Below are 22887 nucleotides of genomic sequence, written 5' to 3'. Positions count from 1 at the left end.
CCGGCCAAGCCGCATGTCGCACGGAACATCTGTCAGGGTTCGACGATGACTTTGCATACGATGCGTCCATGCCGAGAGCATAGCATCTTTACGCATGGCAACATCCAACCCGTCGCTGCTCTGCAGCCAGCATGCCGTACCGGCGCACTGCGCGCTAGAATGGAATCACCCGGACAGCCCGTCCGCCGACTGCACAAGGAGACGCACGTGACGCATGAACTTACCGATCTTGCAAATCAGGTCAGCCAGACGCTTGGCGCCAAAAAAATGATGCTGGCCACGGCCGAATCCTGTACCGGCGGCGGCATCGCGCAGGCACTCACCGATATTCCCGGCTCGGGCGACTGGTTCGATTGCGGTTTTGTCACCTATTCGAACACGGCCAAGAACGACATGCTCGACGTGTCCGACGCCGTCATCGCGCAATTCGGCGCTGTCAGCGAAGAAGTGGCCGCCGCCATGGCCACAGGCGCCGTCGCCAACAGCAGCGCCGATGTGGCCGTCTCGACCACCGGCATCGCCGGCCCGACCGGCGCCGTGCCCGGCAAGCCGATCGGCACCGTGTGCTTCGGCTGGGCGCAGGGCGACCGCGTGCAGACCGAGCGCCTGGTGTTCCAGGGCGACCGCCAGGCCGTGCGCGCGCAGGCCGTGGCGCATGCGCTGCGTGGGCTGCTGCGCTTCGTCGAATAGCCGGGCAATGGCGGCGCCGGCCCACGCCTTTGCTGCGTATCCGCGATAATAGCGTGTTGTGCGAGGCCAGTTCGACGGTGTCCTGCAGCCCCCCGCCCTGCCGGCTGGCCGGGGCGTCGCCTGGCCGACACCGGCGTCGTTGCCAATGAATTATCTGGAGAATGCTTGAATATTCCTACCCTGATGGTCCCGCTGATGCTGGCCGCTGCGCCGGCCTCCGGCCCGGCCCAGGCGCAGCCCCCCGCCCCTGCATCGTCATCGGCGTCGGCGCCCGTGCCGGCGATCGCCTTTGACAAGCTGGTGCTGCCCAACGGCCTGCAAGTCATCCTGGTCGAAGACAAGCGCCTGCCGATCGTGGCCGTGAACCTGTGGTACCACGTCGGCCCGGCCAACGAGGCGCCCGGCCTGACGGGCTTTGCCCACCTGTTCGAGCACATGATGTTCGCGGCCACCGCGCACATCCCGCGCGGCATGGCCGACCGCCTGCTCGAAGGCGCCGGCGCGACCGACAGCAATGGCGGCACGGGTTACGACAGCACCAGCTACTACGACACCGTGCCGTCGAACCAGCTCGAACTGGCGCTATGGGTGCACGCCGACCGCATGGGTTACCTGCTCGACGTGCTCGACCAGCAGGCGCTGACCAACCAGCAGGACGTGGTGCGCAACGAGCGGCGCCAGACCGTCGAGGGCGAGCCGTACGGCATCGTCGAGGAAGCGCTGGCGCGCACGCTGTTCCCGCAGGGACACCCGTACGCGGCCTCGATCATCGGTTCGCACGCCGACATCCAGAGCGCGCGCCTGGAAGACGTGCGCGCCTTCTTCACCCAATACTATGGCCCCAACAATGCCAGCCTGGTGATCGCCGGCGACATCGACAAGCAGAGCGTGCGTGACCTGGTCACGCGCTACTTCGGCGGCCTGCGCCGTGGGCCGGACGTGGTGCGCCCGCACGTGGTCACGCCCCCGATCACGGCGGAACGCCGCGCCGTCGTGCGCGACCGCGTCGAGCTGCCGCGCGTGTTCATGGGCTGGCTCACGCCGCCCGCGTATCAACCAGGCGACGCCGAACTGATGGTGGCGGCCACGATTCTGGGCGGCGGCAAATCGAGCCGCCTGTACAAGTCGCTCGTCTACGAACGCCAGATCGCGCAGGATGTCTCGGCCTCGCAAGGCTCGCTGGGCCTGGCCTCGACCTTCGTCATCGACGTGACGGCGCGCGCCGGCCACACGCCGCAAGAGATCGAAGCGGCGATCGATGCCGAACTGGCCCTGCTGCGCACCGAAGGCCCGACGGCGCGCGAGGTCGAACGCGCGCGCAACAGCCTGGAAACATCGCTGCTGGCGTCGCTGGAAAAGCTGGGCGGCGATGGCCTGGCCGAGCAGCTCAATCACTACAACCTGTACACGGGCGACCCGGGCTACCTGGACAAGGACCTGGCACGCCTGCGCCGCATCGACGCCGCCGCTGTTCAGCGCGCGGTGCAGACCTGGCTGCCGCAGCAGGCACGTGCGGTGGTCACGGGCGTGCCGGGCAAGCCGAAGGTGGACGATCCGCGCATTGGCAAGGCCGCCCGGACCGCCGCCGCGCCGACACCGGTAGCTCCGGTCAACGTGGCCGAAGCGTGGCGTGCGACGCCGCCCAAGGCCGGCCCGGCGCCGCGCTTCAGGCAGCCGCGCGGCGAGACCTTCACGCTGGCCAATGGCCTGACCGTCATCCACTACCGCAATCCGGCGCTGCCGCTCGTGTCGAGCCAGCTCGTGGTGCGCAGCGGCGGCGCCGCCAACCCACCCGACCTGCCCGGCCTGGCCGGCTTTACCGCCCAGATGCTGGAAGAAGGGACGGCCACGCGCAGCGCGCCGGCCATTGCCGACGACATCGCCCAGCTGGGCGCGTTCATGGACACGGGCAGCAGCGACGACGTCTCCACCGTCTCGCTGCTGGCCCTGACGTCCACCTTTGCGCGCGCGCTGGAAATCGTCGCCGACATCGTCCAGCGCCCGGCGTTCCCTGCCGCCGAGATCGAGCGCCAGCGCCAGGACCGCCTCGGCGCGCTCACGCAGCAGCGCGACGACCCGGAAACCGTTGCTGCGCTGGCGGCGGCAGGCGCGCTGTTTGGGGCCGGCCACCCGAAAGGCTATGGCCAGCTGGGCCTGGAGCCGGCCATCCGGCGCACGACGCGCGACGACATCGTCGGCTTCTGGCGTCGCCATTACGTGCCGTCGAACGCGGCGCTGGTGGTCACGGGCGACATCACGCGCGCCGAACTGGAAGCACTGGCGCAGGCGCAGTTCGGCGGCTGGACGGCGGCCGAGACACCAGCGGCTGCGGTTGGCCCGGCCAGACCGACCGCTGCACGCCTGGTCCTGATCGACCAGCCCGACGCCGGCCAGACGGCGCTGCAGGTGGCGACCATGGGCCCGGCGCGCGACACGCCTGATTTCCCGGCCCTGCAAATCATGAACGGGGTGCTGGGCGGAATGTTCTCGAGCCGGCTCAACAACAATCTGCGCGAGACGCGCGGCCTGACCTACGGCATCCATTCGCACTTCGACTACGACCGCCAGCCGGCGCCGTTTTCGGTGGAAGCCAGCGTGCAGCAGGATGCGACCGGCGAAGCGGTGCGCGAAATCCTGCGCGAAGTCGCGCTGCTGCGCGAGCAGCCGATCTCCAGCGACGAGCTGACAGCGGCGCGCAATGCGCAACTGCTGTCGCTGCCGGGGCAGTTCGAGACGAATGCCGACATCGGCGCGAGCCTGACGGAGTTGTTCGTCTATGGCCTGCCGCCCGATTACTACGACAGCCTGGCCGCGCACCTGGCCAATGTCGGCGTCGACGACGTGCAGGCAGTGGCTCGCCGCTGGCTCGATCCGGACCGAATGATCGTGGTCGCGGTGGGCGAACGGCGCAAGATCCTGCCGCAGTTGCAGAAGCTGGGGCTGGGGCAGCCGGAGATTCGGGATGACGATGGGCAGGTGAGCAACAAACCTCGTCACTGAACCGGTATTGCGCCACACCGTGCACCACACCGTGCTTGCCCGGCACACCTCTTTGCCCTAACATGTGAACACCTATTCACATGTTAGGGTCGCATGCACGAACATCTTCACACGCATCCGGCCGCCCAGCCGATCGCCCCGCCGCCCGAGGAAGCGATCGGCCAGCTGGCCGACCTGTTCCACCTGCTGGGTGACGCAACGCGCCTGCGCATCGTGCTGGCCTGCCTGACGCAACCGACCGCCGTGGGCGACATCGCCAGCACGCTGTCGCTGTCGAGTTCACTGGTCAGCCACCACCTGCGCCTGCTGCGTGCAGCCCGCATCGTCAAGGCCGAGCGCCAGGGCAAGCAAGTCTTTTACGCAGCTGCCGACGCCCACATCAGCAGCCTGCTTTCCACCATGTTCGAGCACATCGCCGAACCCGCCACCGGAATGGACGCATGAGCCAACATCACCAGCACGATCATGACCACGACCACGACCACGATCATGGTCACGACGACAAGCACGACGGCCATGACCATGGCCACGGCTTCGGTCATCACCATCACCACATGCCCTCTCCTGAAGGCAACGGCCGCGCTTTCGCGCTGGCGATCGGGCTCAACATGGCCTTCGTCATCATCGAATTCGCCTACGGCTTCATCGCGCACTCGACGGCGCTGATGGCCGACGCCGGTCACAACCTGTCCGACGTGCTGGGCCTGGTGCTGGCCTGGGGTGCGGCGGTGCTCGCCAAAAGCGTACCCACCGGCCGCTACACCTACGGCCTGCGCGGCTCGTCGATCCTGGCGGCAATGGGCAACGGCCTGCTGCTGATGGTGGCCTGCGGCGCCATCGCCTGGGAAGCGGTGCAGCGCTTCGCCGAACCAGCGCCCGTGGCCGGGGCCACGGTGTCGATCGTGGCCGCCATCGGCGTGCTGATCAACGGTTTCTCGGCCTGGCTGTTCCTGGCTGGCAGCAAGGGCGACCTGAACATCCGCGGCGCCTACCTGCACATGGCGGCCGATGCGGCGCTGTCGCTGGGCGTGGCGGTCTCGGGCCTGATCATCATGTTCTGGGGCTGGACCTGGATCGACCCGGCGGTGAGCCTGGCGATCGTGGTGGTCATCGTGCTGGGTACATGGTCGCTGCTGCGCGAATCGGTGCAGCTGTCGATGGCGGCCGTGCCGCCTGGCGTGGATGCCGACAAGGTGCGCGGCTTCCTGCTCGCGCAGCCCGGCGTGGCTGATCTGCACGACCTGCACATCTGGGCGCTGAGCACGACCGAAACGGCGCTGACGGCACACGTCGTGATGCCCGCCGGGTATCCTGGCGATGCGGCGATCGATGCGATGGTGGACCGGTTAAGCGCGCAATTCGCGATTCATCACTGCACGCTGCAGGTCGAGGAAGGCACGACCCATCATCACTGCACGCTGCACGGGCACCACTAGACTGTTTGCGTTCATTACGGCTGGGTGCATGAGGATTCACGTACTTATGTACATCGCATGCTACCAATCCACGGTGACGATGGGACATTTCACCGTATAGAATTTAAAATTTCAGAATATACGGTGAATTGCTATCGTGAACTACTTTCTACTTTCCGACAACGCAGCCCGACAGTACATGGACTCGGTCACGATTTTTTCCGAGCATGCTCGTACCGCTGAGCGAGCCCGGCAGTACAAAGGCGGGATGTATTGGAAGGTCGAAGGCAAATACGAATATCTCGTCAAAACGACACCAGACAATCGACAGCAGAGGATTGGCCGGCGGTCTGCTGAAACCGAAAAAATTCATGCTGACTTTACGACCTGCAAGCATCAGGTTGAAGAGCGACTAAGGTCACTCAATGAAGCACTACAAGAAGCGGAACGACTGAACAAAGCCTTGAAGGTTGGTCGTACCCCCGCTACTGTCGTATCGGTCCTTCAGGCTCTTCACGAATCGCGCGTGCATGACTACTTTACGGTCGTGGGTACCCACGCACTCTATGCCTATGAGGCTGCGGCGAGCGTACGCATTCAGCAAGGTGCGTTGGCAACGATGGACGTCGATTTGCTATGGGACGCGCGTAAGCGAATGCAGTTCTTGACAACAATGGCGCGTACCCAGACATCGATGCTTGCAGTACTTCAGCGCGCTGACAAAACCTTTCAACGCAAGGAGTCGCAGCTTGAAACTGCCATTAACGAAAAAGGTTTCGAAGTCGATTTTTTGCGCCGTCAGCCCATCCAGCAAGACCCACACCCGTTTCGGTTCACCGATGACGAGGAAGACTTGTGGCGGGTTCAAGCGGAAAGAGCCGGCGTGTTGACGGACTCTCCCCGCTTTGAACAAGTCGTTGTCTCAGTGACCGGGAAGATGGCGATGATGAGAACGATTGCGCCCGAAAGCTTCGTCCAGTTTAAGCTTTGGATGGCCGAGCAAGCCAAACACCGTGACCCTGTAAAGCGACGCCGCGATGTGCTTCAGGCGAGGATTGTGCAGGAATTACTGTCCGAGGCTCTGTTGCTGCCTTCTGCGCCGTGAAACGACCAGCATGCTACCGGCTTGGGGGCGGGCAGCAGCTAGTCCAGCACCATGTAGCTGACCAGCCGTGCCTTACTTCACGTTGAGCAGTTCGACGTCGAAGATCAGGTCCGAGTCCGGCGGAATCATTCCGCCGCCCGCGCCACGCTTGCCGTAGGCCAGCGCGCTCGGGATGATCAGGGTGCGCTTGCCGCCGACCTTCATGCCGGCTACGCCCTGCTCCCAGCCCTTGATCACACGGCCTGCGCCCAGCTGGAATTCCAGCGGATCGCGGCCGTTGTCGAGCGACGAATCGAACTTGCGGCCGCGCTGCTGCTTGGCCAGCGGCTTGTGGAACCAGCCCGTGTAGTTGACGACGACATTGCTGCCGAGCGACGCTTCCTTGCCGGTACCGACCACGCGATCGACGATCTCGACCTGCGGTGCCTGGGTTGCAGCGGCGACCGGCGGCGTGACCGGGGTAGCAGCAGGCGCATTAGCTGGCTGCTGCGCTTCCGGCGGCGGCTGGGTCGCGGGCTTGCTGGCGTCCTGTGCGCCTTCCTGGGCCTGGGCGCTGCCTGCCACCAGGAGCAGGGCGATGACTGCGGATCGACGAATCATGTGTGCTCTTCCATCAAAAGGTCGCAACCGGACGGTTGCATCTGGCACCTATGATAGCAAGGCAGCCTCAGCTTGCACAGTTTGCCCGGCAGCGGCATTGGCAGCCGCAGCAGCCTGGGCATTGGCCGCCTCGGCCAGCCGGCGCAGCACCTGCCCCGCCGTCACCATGCCGAAGGTGGCGGTCACCACCATGCACGAACCGAATCCAGCGCAGTTCAGGCCCGTGATGCCGTTGTCATCGATCTCGCAGGCGTCCCCTGTCTCCGGATACCGCAACGGTTCCATCGAAAACACGGCGTCGATATGGTACTTCTGCTTTTCGCCACGCGAAAAACCGTATTGGGCGCGCAGCAGCTTGCGCACTTTTTTCAGCAGCGGTTCCTGCTCGGTGCGCGCCAGGTCGCGGATCTCGACCTTGGTCGGATCGATCTGGCCGCCTGCGCCGCCCACCACCACGAGCGGCATCCGGTTGGCGCTGCACCAGGCGATCAAGGCGGCCTTCGGCTTGACGCTGTCAATCGCATCGACCACGTAGTCGAAGCCCTGATTGGCCACCAGCGTCTCGATGTTCTCCAGGTCGATGAAGTCCTCGACCAGCGTCACCTGGCAGAACGGATTGATTTCGGCAATGCGCTGGCGCAGCGCTTCGATCTTCGGCATGCCGATGGTCGACGACAGCGCCTGGATCTGGCGGTTGATGTTCGATTCGGCGACGTTGTCGAGATCGATCAGGGTCAGGTGGCCGATGGCGCTGCGCGCCAGCGCCTCGACCACCCACGAACCGACGCCGCCGACGCCGATCACGCAAACGTGCGCCGCGCGGAAACGTTCCAGCGCAGGCTCACCGTACAGGCGTCCGATGCCGCCGAAGCGGCGCGCAAAGTCGATATCATCCGTGGGCGTTGCCGCCGCCCCTTGCTCAAGTAATTGATTCATCCCGATATTGTAGCGGACAGGTGTTTCGCGACTACACTAGAATAATCGTTCGTCAACCAAATAACCTGCGTGTCTCCCACAGAACAATGACCTCTCCCCTGCCCGACACCGCCCCCGATTTCTCCCAGCCAATCGCCGTGCTCAAGCATTGCCATGGCCGCATCCGCAAACAACTGTCGACACTCGAAAAGCTGCTGCCGCACCTGGCCGAACATGGCGTCGACAAGCAGGCACGCGACGCCGCCGGCGCCGTGCTGCGCTACTTCGACAAGGCGGCGCACCTGCACCACGACGACGAAGAACAGGACCTGATCCCGATGCTGCGCGCCACCGCGCAGGGCGACGACGCCGCCACGCTGCAGGCGCTGGCGCCGACGATCGTGCAGGACCACAACGACATGGACGCCCTGTGGCAAGACCTGCACGAGCAACTGACCGCCATCGAAGCCGGCACCGGCACCATGCTCTCCAGCACGGCCGTCGAGCGCTTCGTCGCCCGCTACACGGCGCACATGGAGCGTGAGGAAAGCACGCTGGCGCCGATGGCGATGCGCCTGTTCTCACCCGAGCAGATGGCGCAACTGGGCCAGGCGATGCAGCGCCGCCGCGGCCTGCTGGCGCCCGAGGCGTTTGACCAGCCGGTGGCATCGGCCATCGTATCGGCCACAACATCGGCCACAACAGCGGCCAAGACAGCCGGTGTCGGCCAGGCAGTGGCCGATCTGCGCCAGGATTACGGCCAGGCCAGCCTGAACGAAGACGATGTGCTGGACGACCCGATCGCGCAGTTCACGGCGTGGTTCGAGCAGGCCCTGGCCGCGCAGGTGAACGAGCCGAATGCGATGACGCTGGCGACCGTCGGCCCGGGCAACCGGCCGAGCTCGCGCATCGTGCTGATCAAGCAATTCGATCCGCGCGGTTTTACCTGGTACACCAATTACGACAGCCAGAAGGCGCAGGAACTGCGCGGCAACAACCAGGCCGCCCTGCTGTTCTTCTGGAGCGAACTCGAGCGCCAGATCCGCATCGAAGGCCGCGTCGAGATGACGTCAAGCGAAGAAAGCGACCATTATTTCCGCAGCCGGCCGCTCAAGAGCCGGGTGTCGGCCATTGCTTCGCAGCAGAGCAGCCCGATTGCCAGCCGCGCCGCACTCGAAGCGAATTACGAGGCCGTGGCACAGGTGGCCGGCGACGATCCGGCGCGCCCCGACAACTGGGGCGGTTTCCGTCTGGTGCCGGAGCGCATCGAGTTCTGGCAAGGCCGCCGCTCACGCTTTCATGACCGGATCGTCTACCAGCGCCAGCCGGACGGCAGCTGGACGCGCAGCCGCCTTCAGCCGTAGGGTGGGCGGCTACGCCGCCCACGCGGTGATGGTTGGCAGACAGATCATCCGGCACGAATACGGCGCCGCCAACCATCAACGCGTGGATGGCGAAGCCGACTACGCGTCCGATCCACCCTACCTTAGCCGTTCAGCAAACGTAGTACGAAACTTGGCAACTTTCGGCGCCACCACGAACGCGCAATACCCCTGCAACGGGTGTTGCGCGAAGTAATTCTGATGGTAGTCCTCGGCCTTGTACCAGGTTTCCTGCGGCAATACCTGCGTCACCAGCGGCGCATCCCACACCATGGCCATCTCGGCCATCACGGTGCGCGCAACGGCGTCCTGCTCCGGGGACGTGGTAAAGATCACCGACCGGTATTGCGTGCCGACGTCATTTCCCTGGCGATTCAATGTCGTCGGATCGTGGATCGTGAAAAAAATCTCGAGAATGTCGTGGTAGCTGATGACCGACGGATCGAATTCCAGGCGCACGACTTCGGCGTGGCCGGTGGTGCCGTTGCAGACGGCCTCGTAAGTCGGATGGTCGACATGGCCGCCCATATAGCCTGACTCCACGCGCGTGACGCCGCGCGCTTCGAGAAACACCGCCTCGATGCACCAGAAGCAGCCGCCCCCGAGGATGGCGACGTCGCCCGCTGTTTGCTCACTCATGATGGCCCTTGTATTCGTAAAATTTCGATAAGCTTAATGTAGCGCAAAGCTCGGCTGCCCGCTGTATTGACCCGCTGCCGATGCAGCCAGAGAGCATGGCGCGGCAAGCTTGCACGGGACGGTGGCATAATGAGCGCCACAGTTCCAGGAACGCCATGAATACACTTTCTGCCCGCGCGACCACGCGCGGCTTCGATACGACCCATTTCCGCCAAGCGCTGTCGCAGTTTGCGACCGGCGTCACCGTCATTACGACCCGCCTGGCCGACGGCACCTTCCGCGGCCTGACGGCCAGCTCGTTCAACTCGGTTTCGCTCGACCCGCCGCTGGTGCTGTGGAGCCTGGGCGCCGGGGCGAACAGCATGCCGATCTTCAGCGGCAACTCGCACTACGTAATCAATGTGCTGTCCGCCGGTCAGGAAGACCTGGCGATGCGCTTTGCGCGCCGCGGCGAAAACCCGTTCGAGGGCGTCGACTACGAACTGTCGCGCACCGGCCTGCCGATCCTCAAGGGCGTGTCGGCCTGGTTCGAATGCCACAACCGCAGCCGCTACCCGGAGGGCGATCACGTCATCTTTGTCGGCGAGGTGGAAGAGTGCCAGTTGCAGCCGCAGCCAGCGCTGATCTTCCACGGCGGCAAGTTCGGCAGCACCGCCAGTCAAAAATGAAAATGCCTGTCGCAGTTTGAAAAGATCGGGCTGCGCCACGTTTCTATAATGGTCAGGTAACTTCTAACCAGAATTCAGAGACAGGATTTCCGATGACCCGTACCGACTCGCCCAAGAAAGCCGCTTTTCACTGGGATGACCCGCTGCTGCTGAACAGCCAGCTGACTGACGAAGAGCGCATGGTGCGCGACGCCAGCGCCGCCTATTGCCAGGACAAGCTGCGCCCGCGCGTGCTCGAAGCGTTCCGTCACGAGTCGATGGATGTCTCGATCTTCCGCGAAATGGGCGAACTGGGCCTGCTCGGCCCGACCATTCCTGAAGAATACGGCGGCCCCGCGATGGGGTATGTCGCCTATGGCCTGATCGCGCGTGAAGTCGAGCGTGTCGATTCCGGCTACCGCTCGATGATGAGCGTGCAGTCGTCGCTCGTCATGGTCCCGATCTTCGAATTCGGCAACGAAGCGACCAAACAGAAATACCTGCCGAAACTGGCCACCGGCGAATGGATCGGCTGCTTCGGCCTGACCGAGCCGAACCACGGCTCCGACCCTGGCTCGATGATTTCGCGCGCCCGCAAGGTCGAGGGCGGCTACAGCTTGAGTGGCGCCAAGATGTGGATCACCAATTCTCCAGTGGCCGACGTGTTCGTCGTGTGGGCCAAGGACGATGAAGGCGCGATCCGCGGCTTCGTACTCGAAAAAGGCTGGAAGGGTTTGTCGGCCCCGGCGATCCACGGCAAGTTCGGCCTGCGCGCGTCGGTCACGGGCGAAATCGTCATGGACAATGTGTTCTGCCCGGAAGAAAACGCGTTCCCGGACGTGCGCGGCCTGAAAGGTCCGTTCACCTGCCTGAATTCGGCCCGCTACGGCATCGCCTGGGGCGCGCTGGGCGCGGCCGAAGATTGCTGGCACACGGCGCGCCAGTACACGATGGACCGCCAGCAGTTCGGCAAGCCGCTCGCGGCGAACCAACTGGTGCAAAAGAAGCTGGCCGACATGCAGACCGAAATCACGCTTGGCCTGCAGGGCTGCCTGCGCCTGGGCCGCATGAAGGACGAAGGCACGGCAGCACCCGAAATCACGTCGATCATGAAGCGCAATTCGTGCGGCAAGTCGCTCGATATCGCCCGTATGGCGCGCGATATGCTGGGTGGTAACGGCATTTCGGACGAGTTCGGCATCATCCGCCACATGGTCAACCTCGAGGTCGTCAACACCTACGAAGGCACGCACGACATCCATGCGCTGATTCTCGGCCGCGCACAGACCGGCATCGCCGCGTTCTGATCAGGTAGCGCCCACGGCGCGGCCATCGCTGCGCCGTTCAAGAACCTTCCGCAATCTGCTCCTGCAACAGGTTCAGCATCGCCTGCGCGGCGGGCGTGGGCGCGCCTTCGCTGCGCCGGACCACGCCGATCGAGCGGCGGATGACGGGATCGACCAGCTCGCGCCGTACCAGCGCGGCGCTGGCAATCACATCGGCTGCCAGGCTCGGCAGGGCCGCCACACCCAGCTCCTCGACCACCATGGCGCCAATCGTGGCCAGGTGGTCGACTTCAAACGCCGGATAAAAATTGATCCCTGCCTGCAGCGCAGCCGCGTCCACGTACTGGCGCACGCTGGTGTGGCGCGACATCGAAATATGTGGATACGGCAGCGTCTCGGGCAGGCGGATCGGGCTGCTGTCGCGGCCCAGCGGATGCCCAGGCGCCGCCAGCAGCACGAATTCGTCGGTCGTCAGCGGGATGTATTCCAGATCCTGGTAGGCCGGATTGGCGGCAGTGATGGCGAAGTCGACGCGCCCCTGGCGCACCAGCTCGAACGCAGGTTCGGACAGCGTATCGGCCAGCGACAGCGCGATGTCGGGATGGCGCGCATGAAAGACGCGGAACAGGCGCGGCACGAGCCGCGCCGCCAGCGACGGCATCGCGGCCAATGCCACCCGGCCCCGGTGCAGCGCCGTCACGTCGCGTACCGCCGCGGCCGAGCGCTCGATATCGGCCAACAATTGCTGGGCGTGCACAACCAGCACCTCGCCGGCAGCACTCAGGGCCACCGAGCGCGTGGTGCGCGAGAACAGGCGACTGCCAAAGCCCTCCTCCAAACGACCGATGAGGGTCGACAGGGCTGACTGCGACAGGCAGACCTGCTGCGCCGCCTTGCTGAAGCTGAGCGTGTCAGCCAGGGCGAGGAAGGCACGCAACTCACGTGCGGATAGATTTATTTCCATAATCGATAAGTTTATAGAAAAAATGTGTTTCTCAGATAATTTGATGAAGCGCAAACTAAGTTCATTCTCTTTTCGAAAATGATCATGGAAAACTTGATACTTCCCAAGCCTTCGCAAGCGCTGGCCCTCGTTGCAGGCGGCGGCACGATGGGCGCCGACGTGGCGATCGTGCTGGCGCGCGCTGGCTGCCGCGCGATCGTGCTCGAACCTGGCGCCACGCGCCGCGACGCGCTCGACACCTATTTTGGCGATACCCTGCGCAAGCTGGGACTGGAACACAAGCGCGAGCGCATCACGACCTGCGCCAGCCTCGATGAACTCGACTGGCAGGCCATCGACCTGGTGATCGAGTGCATTCCAGAGAAGCTGGCGCTCAAGCAGGCACTGTTTGCCGAGCTGGTCCAGCGCGCGCGTCCCGATACTCTGCTGTGCAGCAACAGCTCGAGCTTTCCCATTTCGGCCATCGGCGAACACCTGGAAAGCACCGAGCGGATGCTGGGCCTGCACTTCTTCATGCCGGCGCATCTGGTGCCGCTGGTCGAGGTGGTGCTCGGCGCGAACTCATCAAGCAAGCTGGCCGAGTCGTTGATGGCCTTCATGCGTGCCTGCGGCATGGTGCCGGTGCTGGTCCGCAAGGACCTGCCGGGTTTCCTGGCGAACCGCCTGCAGCATGCCCTCGCGCGTGAAGCGTTTGCGCTGATCGATGCCGGCATTGCAACGGCCGAGGATGTCGACGCTGCGGTGCGCTTCGGCTTTGGCTTCCGCTTTCTTGCGGCCGGCCCCGTGCTGCAGCGCGACCATGCCGGCATCGACGTGCACTGCCCGGCCGCGACCACCATGTACCCGTCGCTGGCGGCCAACACCACGCCGGGCCGGGTACTGGCGCAGCGCTACGACGCCGGCCATTACGGGATGAAAACGGGCGAAGGCTTTTATCGCTGGACGCCGGACACCATTGCTGCCGAGCGCGCGCGTTACGATGGCCTGTTGATGGCCGGTTTGCGCCTGCTGGCACCCGAACTGCCACGGATCGAGGACCAATGATCATGTCTGCCCCCCCTTCAGCGGCGAAGCGCCCGGCGCCGCGCATCGCCCTGATCCATGCGCTGAGCCATTCGGTCGAGCCGATCAATGCCTTCATGGCCGAGCAATGGCCCGAAGCCACGCGCATGAATCTGCTCGACGATTCGCTGTCGGCCGACCTGGCGCGATCCGGCCGTGGCCTGGACGCTGCGATGCACAAGCGCTTTGCCGATCTGGCGGACTATGCGCTCGGCAGCGGGGCCGAGGCCATCCTGTTTACCTGTTCGGCCTTCGGCCCCTGCATCGAAGCGGTGGCGCAGCGCTATCCGCACATTCCCGTGCTCAAGCCGAACCAGGCCATGATTGCCGATGCCGAGGCGGGCCAGGCGGCCGGCCCGGTGGGCCTGATCGCGACGTTCGGCCCCACGCTGGCCTCGATGCCGCCCGAATTTCCGGCGCGCGTGGCACTGCGCTGCGCGCTGGCCGAAGGCGCGCTCGATGCGCTCAACCGGGGCGACGTCGAATTGCATGACGAGCTGATTGCCGACAGCGCACGGCGGCTGATCGACGATGGCTGCGCGACGATCGCACTGGCCCAATTCAGCATGGCGCGTGCACATGACGCCTGCGTCCGCGCCGCAGGTGCGCCGGTGCTGACCACGGTGCACAGCGCCGTGCATGAACTGAAACGGCGCCTGGCGCAGCAGGCACCCTGAACGACAACGTACCACCCCACCAAAACAAAACAAGACAACCCGGAGACAAAGCATGCTCAAGAAGGTACTTCTCGCAACGCTGTTCATGACCCAGGCGCTCGTCGCCGGCGCCGCCGACGTCTATCCGTCGAAGCCGATCCGCTTTGTCGTGCCCTACCCGCCAGGCGGGCCGACGGACGCGATGGCGCGCCTGATCCAGGGACCGCTGCAGGCAAAGTTCAAGGTACCCGTGATCATCGACAACCGGGGCGGCGCCGGCGGCAATATCGGCACGGGCATGGTGGCCAAGTCGGCACCGGACGGCTACACGATCCTGCTGGCGGCCAGCGGGCCAATGGCGGTCAACAAGACGCTGTACAAATCGATCCCGTTCGACCCGGACAAGGATTTCGCCCCGGTGATCCAGATCTCGGCGTTCCCGCTGGTGCTCGAAGTGCACCCCTCGGTCACGGTCAAGAACGTCAAGCAGTTCGTTGCCATGGCAAAGGAGCATCCCGAGACGTTGAGCTTTGCCTCGGCCGGCAACGGCACCCCGCAACACCTGGCGGGCGAACTGTTCAATACTGCGGTGGGCACCAGGCTGCAACACGTTCCCTACAAGGGCGCCGGCCCGGCGCTGAACGATGTGCTGGGCGGGCACGTCAAGGTCATGTTCGACATCCTGGGCAGCTCGGTCCAGTACATCAAGACGGGCAAGCTGCATCCGATCGCCGTGACGACGGCCACCCGCGTGCCGAGCTTGCCGGACGTGCCGACGCTGGCCGAATCGGGCTTGAGCGGCTACAACTTCACGGGCTGGCACGGCATCGTGGCGCCGGCCGCCACACCCAAGCCGGTGGTGATGCGCCTGAACGGGGCGCTCAACGAGATCTTCGCCGACCCGGCCTTCCGCAAGAAATGGGAAGAGCTGGGCACGCCGGTCGTCGGCGGCACGCCGGACGCGTTCGGCACCCTGATGCGCACCGAATCGGTCAAGCTGGGCAAAGTGGTCAAGGACGCCGGTGTGACGGTCGACTGACGCGGGGCAGCGCCCGATCACCGCTACCTACCGCCGGTGATCGGAAGCAACCGACCGCGCGTCATCATGACGTCACACGCACTTCTTATCATCCCTTCAATTTTTCGCCTCACCACCATTGAAGGGTCCACATGCATCACGTCGTTCTCCGCCGTCTTCCGCTTGCCGTCGCCATTGGCGCTGCACTTGCCCTGTCCGCCTGCGGTGGTTCCGACCACCATGACGACGCCGCCGCTGCCGATGTCGCCATCGTCATCCCGGCCGCGCCAGCGGACCAGGGCGCGGCCGACACGGCGCCGGCACCGTCCGTGCTCGCTTTTGTCGACACCGCCGCCACCAACCAGCGCGGCGATGCCCGCTACGCCACGCTGGCCACGAATGCCGGCGTGCGCGTGCTGGGCGGCATGCTCGCCATCTGGAAGCCGGTCACTGAACTCGTCGATGCAGGCCAGACGGCCCCGGCCGTCGACGGCTTCCCGGCCGTTGCCGCATCGACCTGGACCGGCGTGCCGAACGACGGCACCAATGGCGGCACGATCGTCAACGCCGCCGTGCACAATGCCAACATCGACTACGTGGTCAAGGCCACCGCGAGCCGCACCCCCGAACAGGCCCTGCTGGCCTACCTGGACGACCGGCGCAGCAAGGGCTACAGCGTCACCGGCGGCATGGGCCCGCTGACCGATGCGTGGCGCAGCGCCACCCGCCAGACCACCACCATCAATGACATGCCGGCGGATGCCATCAAGGTCAAGTATGAAGATGGCGGCAACAACAACGGCGTCGGCGGCGCCGCCAATGCCGAGTTCGGCAAAGTCGTCGACCTGGTCAATGCGATGGGCGGCAACGGTTCGACCGAGCCAGCCAAGCGCTTCTACAAATACGCGCGCCCTTACCGCTGGAGCAGCGCAGTGCAGGTCGTGCCGCAGCTGGAACCAGCCAAGAGCGCGACGCCGAACACCGACGGCGGCTTCACCAGCGGCCACTCGGCCGAAGCCGTACGCAACGCCGTCGCGATGGCCTACGTGCTGCCGGAACGCTACCAGGAACTGGTCGGCCGTGGCCTCGAACTGGGCGAGAGCCGCATCTATGCCGGCATGCACTCGCCACTGGACGTGATCAGCGGCCGCGTGCAGGCGCAAGCCGTCGCCACCGCCAACCTGATCGCTGCCGGCGCCACCACGCGCGCCGCCGCCCGTGAGCAGGCGCAGACCACGCTGATGAAGCTGACCGGCACGACCGCCAGCACCTTCCCGAGCTACGCCATCTCGGGCACACCGGCCAACGACCGCTTTGCCGACTACGCGACCAGCAAAGCCAACTACCTGCGCCGCATGACCTTCGGCCTGCCACTGATCGGCTCGACGACCGCCCCGGCTGTGGTGCCGAAAGGCGCCGAAGTGCTGCTGGAAACGCGCCTGCCGTACCTGACCGACGCGCAGCGCCGCGTCGTGCTGAAAACCACCGCGATTGGTTCCGGCTATCCGGTCCTGGACGATGCTGAAGGCTGGGGCCGCCTGAACCTGTTTGCTGCGGCCGAAGGTTATGCAGTCTTCACCGGCAACGTCGTGCTGAACATGGACGCGAGCAAAGGCGGCTTTCATGCAGCAGACCGCTGGCGCAACGACATCACCGGCAGCGGCAAGCTGGTCAAGCAAGGTTCGGGCGCGTTGAAGCTGGGCGGCAAGAATGCCTGGACTGGCGGCACGCAAGTCGACGCTGGTAGCCTCGAAGCGCTGTCGACAACCGCCTTCGGCAAGGGTGACGTGTATGTCGCTGGCGGCGGCACCGTGATCAGCAACGCACCGGCCACGCTGGTCGTGGGCGGCAAGTACACGCAGCTGACCGGCGCGACGCTGGAACTGCGCCTGGGCGCGGCCCAGGGCGGGCGCATGAGCGTGACTGGCGCGGCCACCATCGGCGGCGGCACCTTGCGCATCAAGTTCCAGGATGGCGTCAAGCCGGCCGTGGGCGACACGCTCACCGTCATCAGCGCGGCGAGCCTGAAGGGCAAGTTCAGCACCATCACGGTCGACGGCTTTACCGTGACGCCGACCTATACCGACACCGGCCTGCAACTGCGCCTGGGTTCGTAAGCGCAGCGCAGGTTCTACAAAGAATGGGGCCGGGTTCGCTGACGAACCTGGCCCCATTGTTTTGCCACGTTGCTGCTGCAGCTTATTCGTCGAACTCTTCGGCCAGATTCTTCCAGCCGCGGCTCTTGGCAAACGCGGAAAATTCTTCCGGCGCCTCGAGCACGATCAGGCGGCTCTCTTGCAGGCCCGGGTCGCTGTGGCCGAAGTCTGGCCCCTTGTACCCGAGCGTGCGCAGGCGCTCGACGAGTTGACGCACCAGGACGGTGTCCTTGTAGGCATCAGGATCGAGCTTGGCAGCAAACTCCACGTACACATCGATGATCCCGTAACCCTCGTCGAAAATGCGGATCTCCTTGACGTCGAGGGTACGGCCGTTGCTGTCCTTGGCCTGGAAGGCGCCGGACAGTTCAATATCGGTATCAGTAGTCATGGTGAAAGCATAGCACCGAGCCGCAGGTTGCGTAGCGCACGTCAAAATCCCAAAGCGGGGTCAGGTCTGACATTCGGACACGGCCTCTGCACTGGCATCTGTTTTTTGATTTCCTGAGCGCGACAATTCCGGGCGGATCATTTAATACCGCCCTCGAATTTCAAGGCGATTCGTCAGTCAAGCAATTAAGGTTGAGGTCGTGTCCGAATGTCAGACCTGACCCCGGCTTTTGACAGCGGCTACACTTCCCATTGCAGCTTGAAGGTCAGCGATCTGCTCCGTTCATCCACCAGCGGCAGCTTGTCATCGACAATGCCCAGCGACACTGTGCGCCCGTGCCGCCACTGGTAGCGGTACAGCAGCGAGCGGTGTACCTGGCGGTCGTTCCATGCTTCGAGTTGCGTTACCCCATCGTCGCGCCGTGCGGCCCACGTGTTTTGCGCCAGCAGCCGCACCGAGTCGCGCGGGCTGAAATGGACGATGGCCAGCGCGCGCCAGGCCGTGTCGGAAAATGCCGGCTGGCCCAGCGTGCCCTGCACCCAGGCGCGATTAACGTGGTTGTCGAGCTCCAGAGACCACCCGCGTGGCAAGGGAAAGCGCAGGCCGACGTCGAGGATCACGTTCCCGCCCGGTCCCACGCGGTCGGCATCGGCGTCCAGCTGGCGCCCGAGCGCCGCTTCCAGTGCGATCTTCGAGATCCATGGTGCGGGCGTTGTCTCGATGCCGACATTGACGACGCGCGTATCATGCAGGCGCCCCAGCGGCCGCGCGCGCTGGCGGTCGAAGCCCAGTTCGGCCCACACATTCGTGCGCCGGGTCGCGGCCAGCCAGACGCCCGGGCGCAACTTGCGCTCGACCGTTTCGCCGCCGGCCTGCCCAGTCACCCGGTCGGCCAGCGTGCGCATCTCGTGCAGGACCAGGTAAGTCTCGAACTCGTACAGCTCGAGCCCTCCCAGGGATTGCGGCCCCAGGATGCGGTTGATCGAGCCGGTGGCGCGGGCGATGCCTGCTTGTGGCACGAAGCCGTTGTCGTTGACGAAGCCGGGCGCGATCGCTTCGACTTCAGCCTCGTACCACCAGCGTTCGGTCTTGTGCAGCGACTTGCCCCACAGGTAGCCGCCCGAGCGCCCCGCCACCCGCGCCGGCACGTCGTCGTCGACAAAGCCCGCCGTCGTGCGCGACACCATCGCCACGCCGGACAGTTGCTGCTGCTCGCCATCCGCCCCTTCGCCGCGCCACTGGGCATCGACGCCGACGACGTCGTTGCCGCCGAAACGGTGGTAGTCGCGCTGCGAGGCAAATGCGCCCAGCAACAAGCCTTCCCCGTGCCAGCGCGCGCGCACGAGGCTCGCGACCGTCCGCTTGGTCTGCCCGTATTCCAGCGTTTCGTACGGCTTGCCGCGCAGGATCAGGCCACCCGGCTCGTCGCGCAGGCTCATCGCCGTGGCGTCGGCATGCGCCGCGCGCCAGGTTGCGCGCAGGCCGTATTCAGGATCGTTCACGGTGCGCGAATAAAAGGCCGGCAGCGGCAGGCCCAGCACGTCCGCACTCTCCAGAAAGAAACCGCGCTTCTCGGGCAGCGACAGCGCGATATTGCCGGCACCCTGCGACACCGGCTCGTCGATCTCGACCTGCGAGTAATCGGGATTGATGGTGGCATTGAACACCCAGTCGGCGCGCGGACGGGCGTTGATCTCCAGGCCCAGTTCGGCCTGGCTGCCGCGCGTGCGCGTCCCCGGCATGGCGGCGCGTTCGCTGCGCACCGTCAGTTCGGGCCGCAGCTCCAGAAAGCTGCGGTCGCGCACTGCCTGCACGGTGGCCTCCATGCCATCGATCTCCTGCAGAAAGCTCAGGTGGCTGAGCGCGTCGATCCTGAATGGCGCCGTCACCAGCAGCATGCCATCGGCATGGGGGATGCTGCGCTCGACCATCAGGCGCCAGTTGCGGCCATCGGCGTATGGGAAGCGCAGGCTCGACAACGGCCAGCGCACTTCCATGCTGTAGCCGTCGGGCAGGATGGTCACGGCTGTCTCGACCGGAAAATCCGGCCCGAGATCCGATTCGTCATCCTCGGCGCGGTGGATGCCGTCGCTGACCACGCCGGTGGTGTTGATGCGTACGAACTGGGCATTGCGGCCATGGCCGGCCGGGTCGATCCAGATGCCGATGAAGTCCTGGTCGACAGCGACCTTGTCGCGCCGCGCCAGGAGGCCCCGGCGCAGGTGCGGCGCGTCATCCCAGGCGCGGATGCCGAACACCAGCGCACCGTCGTCGACCAGCACTTGCACGCTGGTCTTCAATGCATTAGGGGCAGGTGCGCCGTCGCGCGGCTGGTGCTTGTGGAAGTCCTGGTAGACGGGCGCGCGGCGCCATGCGGGATCATCCAGGGCGCCGTTGATCGCCGGCGTGTCGCCCGCCGCGATGCGCAGCGCGCGCAAGCCACTGCCATGCGCATCGCACGCTTGCAGGACAGCACAAAGCAACAAGCCGAGACAGGCGAACGAGGCGGGGGACATGCGTAGCACCATGAAAATCAGCCGTCCAGTCTAGCATGCGACTTGCCAAAGAGAACACTTTTTGGGGCCTGGGATGCCGCGTCTGGATGACATGTGGCGCCAGTCAATTGTGACACCTTGCCAATGCCGCTTTACCTTGCGTGGCATACCGAATGCATCTGATGACGATTCGTCTGGTCACCCGTACTTGGGACTTGCGAGCGGCCCGATTTGCGCTACCATCGAATGCATGTTGCATGGCCTGCACAGGCTGGCGCATTTCACGGCAGAGGCATGATGAGCTTGACCCACCCCGTATCCGATCCATCCGCATCCAGCCGCAGCGATGCCTTGTCGCTCGACCTGCTGCTGAGTAATTTGCCGGGCGCTGCGTACCGCTGTCGCAATGACAGCGAATGGAGCATGGTGTTCATCAGCGACGGCGTCGAAAAAGTAACCGGCTACTCGGCCGCCGCGTTCACCGGCCGACCGGGCCTGTCGTTTGCGAGCATTATCCTGCCAGAAGACCGCGACCAGATGCATGCGGCGGTGGCGATCGCACTGGCCCAGAACCAGCCCTTCCAGGTCACGTACCGGATTCGTACTGCCAACGGGCAAATCCGGTGGATCTGGGAACAAGGCGCCCTGAACCGGCAGGCCGGCACGCTCGAAGGTTTCCTGGCCGATTTCACGCGGGTCAAGCATGCCGATCTGGTCATGCTCGAGCAGGCGTCGTTCCTGCAGCAGGCGCGTGATGCGATCATCGCCATGGACATGGCCTCGCGCATCAGCTACTGGAACCATGGCGCCGAGCGCCTGTACGGCTGGAGTGCGCACGAAGCGATCGGCAAGCGCTTTTGCGAGCTGCTGTGCGACGAGCAGGCCCACTACGAAACCGCGTTCGCCCACACGCTGGCCGATGGCGAATGGTGCGGCGAACTGGCGCACATGCGGCGTGACGGCTCGAAGGTCGACACCGACACGCGCTGGACCTTGCTGGCGCCCGACGCCGTGCCGGGCGCGAGCCAGAAGATTCTGGTGATCGGCACCGACATCAGCGAGCGCAAATCGAGCGAAGCGCGGATCTTCCGGCTGGCGTTCTTCGACCATCTCACCGACCTGCCCAACCGCGCCAACCTGCTTGATCAGCTACGCCGCGCCCTGCTCGGCAGCGCCCGCAGCGGCAAATGCGGCGCGCTGATGTTCTGCGACCTCGACAACTTCAAGTACCTCAACGACAGCCAGGGCCACGCCGCCGGCGACCTGCTGCTGCAGGCCGTGGCGCGCCGGCTCGAAGGCTGCGTACGCGAAGCGGACATGGTGGCGCGTCTGGGCGGCGACGAGTTCGTGGTACTGATCCGGCCCGTCGAGGATTCGCGCGATGTGGCTGCGGCGCAGGCCGAGACGGTCGCCAAAAAGGTGGTCGCAGCGCTGGCGGCGCCGTTCCAGCTGGGCGAACTGCATTACACGCTGTCGGTGAGCGTCGGCGTGGTCACGCTGTGCGGCCTGCACGACACGGTCGAATCGACCTTGCGCCAGGCCGACGCCGCGATGTACCAGGCCAAGGCGGCCGGGCGCAACACGTTTCGCTTCCACGACCCGGCAGTCCAGGCCGCGTGGCTCGCGCGCGCCGAACTCGAAAGCGGCTTGCGCCGCGCGCTGCAGCACCACGAATTCGTGCTGCACTACCAGCCGCAACTCGACCGCTCGGGTCGCGTGATCGGGGCCGAAGCACTGCTGCGCTGGCGCCAGCCCGATGGCAAGGTCGTGCTGCCGTTTGACTTCATCCGCATCGCCGAAGAAAGCGGGCTCATCATCGAAATCGGCGCCTGGGTCATGCGCACCGCCTGCCTCGAACTGGCGCGCTGGCAGCGCCAGCCGGCAACGGCCGGCCTGACGCTGTCGGTCAACGTCGGCGCGCGCCAGTTCACCGAACCGGATTTCGTGACGCTCCTGGCGACGATTTTTGCCGAGACCGGCGTGCAGCCGTCAGGGCTGCGCCTGGAGCTGACCGAAAGCCTGGTCGTCACCGATTTCACGCTCACTGCGCAGACGATGGCCACGCTGAAACGGCAGGGTGTCTCGTTTTCGCTGGACGATTTCGGCACCGGCTACTCGTCGCTGGCCTACCTGCGCAAGCTGCCGCTGGACCAGCTCAAGATCGACCGCTCGTTCATGCGCGAGGTCCTCACCGACCAGAACGACGCCTCGATCGTGCGCTCGATCATCGGGCTAGGCGACAGCCTGGGCTTGCAGGTGATTGCCGAAGGCGTGGAGACGGCGGGCCAGCGCCAGTTTCTGGCCGATGCCGGCTGCCATCTCTACCAGGGCTTCCTGTATCAGCCGGCAATGAGTGCCGAACTATTCGTGCAGTACGCAACCGGCGCGCATTAAAAAAGCCCGCACACGGCGGGCTTGTATCACGCACATCACGTCACGCCGTAGGGTGGACGGCTATGCCGTCCA

Annotated in this window: 19 protein-coding genes; 13 read left to right on the top strand and 6 right to left on the bottom strand. The window is 65.1% G+C overall.

The window, feature by feature from the left end:
* Positions 1-207: 207 nt before the first annotated feature.
* The 5 genes from AC56LV_RS24080 to AC56LV_RS24060 all read left to right on the top strand — a co-directional run bounded on the left by AC56LV_RS24080 (position 208) and on the right by AC56LV_RS24060 (position 6210).
* On the top strand, positions 208-690 hold the full coding sequence (locus AC56LV_RS24080; protein WP_499561435.1) for a CinA family protein: 483 nt from the start codon (positions 208-210) through the stop codon (positions 688-690).
* 165 nt (positions 691-855) lie between these two features.
* Positions 856-3690, top strand: coding sequence for a M16 family metallopeptidase (locus tag AC56LV_RS24075; RefSeq protein WP_499561433.1), 2835 nt, complete (start codon positions 856-858; stop codon positions 3688-3690).
* A gap of 93 nt (positions 3691-3783) precedes the next feature.
* Positions 3784-4134, top strand: coding sequence for an ArsR/SmtB family transcription factor (locus tag AC56LV_RS24070; protein WP_499561431.1), 351 nt, complete (start codon positions 3784-3786; stop codon positions 4132-4134).
* Complete coding sequence (locus AC56LV_RS24065; RefSeq protein WP_499561429.1) at positions 4131-5126, top strand: cation diffusion facilitator family transporter; 996 nt, start codon at positions 4131-4133, stop codon at positions 5124-5126. The genes AC56LV_RS24070 and AC56LV_RS24065 overlap by 4 nt, the downstream gene beginning before the upstream one ends.
* Before the next feature lie 136 nt (positions 5127-5262).
* Positions 5263-6210 carry a GSU2403 family nucleotidyltransferase fold protein gene (locus AC56LV_RS24060; RefSeq protein WP_499561427.1) on the top strand — a complete coding sequence of 316 codons (948 nt, stop codon included), beginning with the start codon at positions 5263-5265 and terminating at the stop codon, positions 6208-6210.
* A gap of 72 nt (positions 6211-6282) precedes the next feature.
* Here AC56LV_RS24060 and AC56LV_RS24055 read toward each other — a convergent pair whose 3' ends face one another.
* Complete coding sequence (locus AC56LV_RS24055; RefSeq protein WP_499561425.1) at positions 6283-6810, bottom strand: FKBP-type peptidyl-prolyl cis-trans isomerase; 528 nt, start codon at positions 6808-6810, stop codon at positions 6283-6285.
* A 48-nt stretch (positions 6811-6858) separates the two neighbouring features.
* A complete protein-coding gene (tcdA, locus tag AC56LV_RS24050) occupies positions 6859-7746 on the bottom strand; it encodes a tRNA cyclic N6-threonylcarbamoyladenosine(37) synthase TcdA (RefSeq protein WP_499561423.1) in 888 nt (295 codons plus the stop codon).
* An 86-nt stretch (positions 7747-7832) separates the two neighbouring features.
* On the opposite strand from tcdA, the gene pdxH reads away from it, so the two are divergent.
* Positions 7833-9089 carry a pyridoxamine 5'-phosphate oxidase gene (gene pdxH / locus AC56LV_RS24045; RefSeq protein ID WP_499561421.1) on the top strand — a complete coding sequence of 419 codons (1257 nt, stop codon included), beginning with the start codon at positions 7833-7835 and terminating at the stop codon, positions 9087-9089.
* Between the two features lie 117 nt (positions 9090-9206).
* Here the strand turns inward: pdxH and msrA are convergent, their stop codons facing one another.
* A complete protein-coding gene (gene msrA / locus AC56LV_RS24040) occupies positions 9207-9746 on the bottom strand; it encodes a peptide-methionine (S)-S-oxide reductase MsrA (RefSeq protein ID WP_499561419.1) in 540 nt (179 codons plus the stop codon).
* 155 nt (positions 9747-9901) lie between these two features.
* Here msrA and AC56LV_RS24035 point away from each other — a divergent pair, with 155 nt between their 5' ends.
* Together AC56LV_RS24035 and AC56LV_RS24030 are read left to right on the top strand one after the other, a co-directional pair.
* Positions 9902-10414 (top strand): flavin reductase family protein, encoded by a 513-nt coding sequence (locus AC56LV_RS24035; RefSeq protein ID WP_258835791.1) that lies wholly within the window; start codon positions 9902-9904, stop codon positions 10412-10414.
* A 92-nt stretch (positions 10415-10506) separates the two neighbouring features.
* Positions 10507-11700: an acyl-CoA dehydrogenase gene (locus tag AC56LV_RS24030; RefSeq protein ID WP_183556159.1), complete on the top strand. Its 1194-nt coding sequence runs from the start codon at positions 10507-10509 to the stop codon at positions 11698-11700.
* 37 nt (positions 11701-11737) lie between these two features.
* On the opposite strand, the gene AC56LV_RS24025 is transcribed toward AC56LV_RS24030, so the two are convergent.
* Positions 11738-12616, bottom strand: coding sequence for a LysR family transcriptional regulator (locus tag AC56LV_RS24025; protein WP_499561417.1), 879 nt, complete (start codon positions 12614-12616; stop codon positions 11738-11740).
* Between the two features lie 111 nt (positions 12617-12727).
* Here AC56LV_RS24025 and AC56LV_RS24020 point away from each other — a divergent pair, with 111 nt between their 5' ends.
* From AC56LV_RS24020 to AC56LV_RS24005, 4 genes are all read left to right on the top strand, one after another.
* The gene (locus tag AC56LV_RS24020; protein ID WP_499561415.1) at positions 12728-13687 is read left to right on the top strand and encodes a 3-hydroxyacyl-CoA dehydrogenase NAD-binding domain-containing protein; all 960 of its coding nucleotides are present in this window, start codon (positions 12728-12730) and stop codon (positions 13685-13687) included.
* Between the two features lie 2 nt (positions 13688-13689).
* The gene (locus AC56LV_RS24015; RefSeq protein WP_499561413.1) at positions 13690-14382 is read left to right on the top strand and encodes an aspartate/glutamate racemase family protein; all 693 of its coding nucleotides are present in this window, start codon (positions 13690-13692) and stop codon (positions 14380-14382) included.
* Between the two features lie 52 nt (positions 14383-14434).
* Positions 14435-15400 carry a Bug family tripartite tricarboxylate transporter substrate binding protein gene (locus AC56LV_RS24010; RefSeq protein WP_499561411.1) on the top strand — a complete coding sequence of 322 codons (966 nt, stop codon included), beginning with the start codon at positions 14435-14437 and terminating at the stop codon, positions 15398-15400.
* Positions 15401-15531: 131 nt separating this feature from the next.
* Positions 15532-17496, top strand: coding sequence for a phosphatase PAP2 family protein (locus AC56LV_RS24005; RefSeq protein ID WP_499561409.1), 1965 nt, complete (start codon positions 15532-15534; stop codon positions 17494-17496).
* 82 nt (positions 17497-17578) lie between these two features.
* Here AC56LV_RS24005 and AC56LV_RS24000 read toward each other — a convergent pair whose 3' ends face one another.
* Positions 17579-17926, bottom strand: a complete 348-nt coding sequence (locus AC56LV_RS24000; RefSeq protein WP_258835797.1) for a hypothetical protein — start codon at positions 17924-17926, stop codon at positions 17579-17581.
* A gap of 239 nt (positions 17927-18165) precedes the next feature.
* Positions 18166-20442, bottom strand: coding sequence for a DOMON domain-containing protein (locus AC56LV_RS23995; protein WP_499561407.1), 2277 nt, complete (start codon positions 20440-20442; stop codon positions 18166-18168).
* Between the two features lie 273 nt (positions 20443-20715).
* Between AC56LV_RS23995 and AC56LV_RS23990 the strand changes: the two genes are divergently transcribed.
* The gene (locus tag AC56LV_RS23990; protein ID WP_499561405.1) at positions 20716-22815 is read left to right on the top strand and encodes a putative bifunctional diguanylate cyclase/phosphodiesterase; all 2100 of its coding nucleotides are present in this window, start codon (positions 20716-20718) and stop codon (positions 22813-22815) included.
* Positions 22816-22887: the final 72 nt, after the last annotated feature.

The sequence above is a fragment of the Telluria sp. RB2R28 genome (genome assembly GCF_059685835.1).
Note: the sequence above shows the minus strand (reverse complement) of the source record. Positions and strands in the feature narration are given on the sequence as shown.

Bases quoted from the DNA above. Each gene is read 5' to 3' on its own strand.
- AC56LV_RS24070 (WP_499561431.1), top strand. From the start codon at position 3,784: ATGCACGAACATCTTCACACGCATCCGGCCGCCCAGCCGATCGCCCCG.
- AC56LV_RS24065 (WP_499561429.1), top strand. From the start codon at position 4,131: ATGAGCCAACATCACCAGCACGATCATGACCACGACCACGACCACGAT.
- AC56LV_RS24055 (WP_499561425.1), bottom strand. From the start codon at position 6,810: ATGATTCGTCGATCCGCAGTCATCGCCCTGCTCCTGGTGGCAGGCAGC.
- tcdA (WP_499561423.1), bottom strand. From the start codon at position 7,746: ATGAATCAATTACTTGAGCAAGGGGCGGCGGCAACGCCCACGGATGAT.
- pdxH (WP_499561421.1), top strand. From the start codon at position 7,833: ATGACCTCTCCCCTGCCCGACACCGCCCCCGATTTCTCCCAGCCAATC.
- msrA (WP_499561419.1), bottom strand. From the start codon at position 9,746: ATGAGTGAGCAAACAGCGGGCGACGTCGCCATCCTCGGGGGCGGCTGC.
- AC56LV_RS24035 (WP_258835791.1), top strand. From the start codon at position 9,902: ATGAATACACTTTCTGCCCGCGCGACCACGCGCGGCTTCGATACGACC.
- AC56LV_RS24030 (WP_183556159.1), top strand. From the start codon at position 10,507: ATGACCCGTACCGACTCGCCCAAGAAAGCCGCTTTTCACTGGGATGAC.
- AC56LV_RS24020 (WP_499561415.1), top strand. From the start codon at position 12,728: ATGGAAAACTTGATACTTCCCAAGCCTTCGCAAGCGCTGGCCCTCGTT.
- AC56LV_RS24015 (WP_499561413.1), top strand. From the start codon at position 13,690: ATGTCTGCCCCCCCTTCAGCGGCGAAGCGCCCGGCGCCGCGCATCGCC.
- AC56LV_RS24010 (WP_499561411.1), top strand. From the start codon at position 14,435: ATGCTCAAGAAGGTACTTCTCGCAACGCTGTTCATGACCCAGGCGCTC.
- AC56LV_RS24005 (WP_499561409.1), top strand. From the start codon at position 15,532: ATGCATCACGTCGTTCTCCGCCGTCTTCCGCTTGCCGTCGCCATTGGC.
- AC56LV_RS24000 (WP_258835797.1), bottom strand. From the start codon at position 17,926: ATGACTACTGATACCGATATTGAACTGTCCGGCGCCTTCCAGGCCAAG.
- AC56LV_RS23995 (WP_499561407.1), bottom strand. From the start codon at position 20,442: ATGTCCCCCGCCTCGTTCGCCTGTCTCGGCTTGTTGCTTTGTGCTGTC.
- AC56LV_RS23990 (WP_499561405.1), top strand. From the start codon at position 20,716: ATGATGAGCTTGACCCACCCCGTATCCGATCCATCCGCATCCAGCCGC.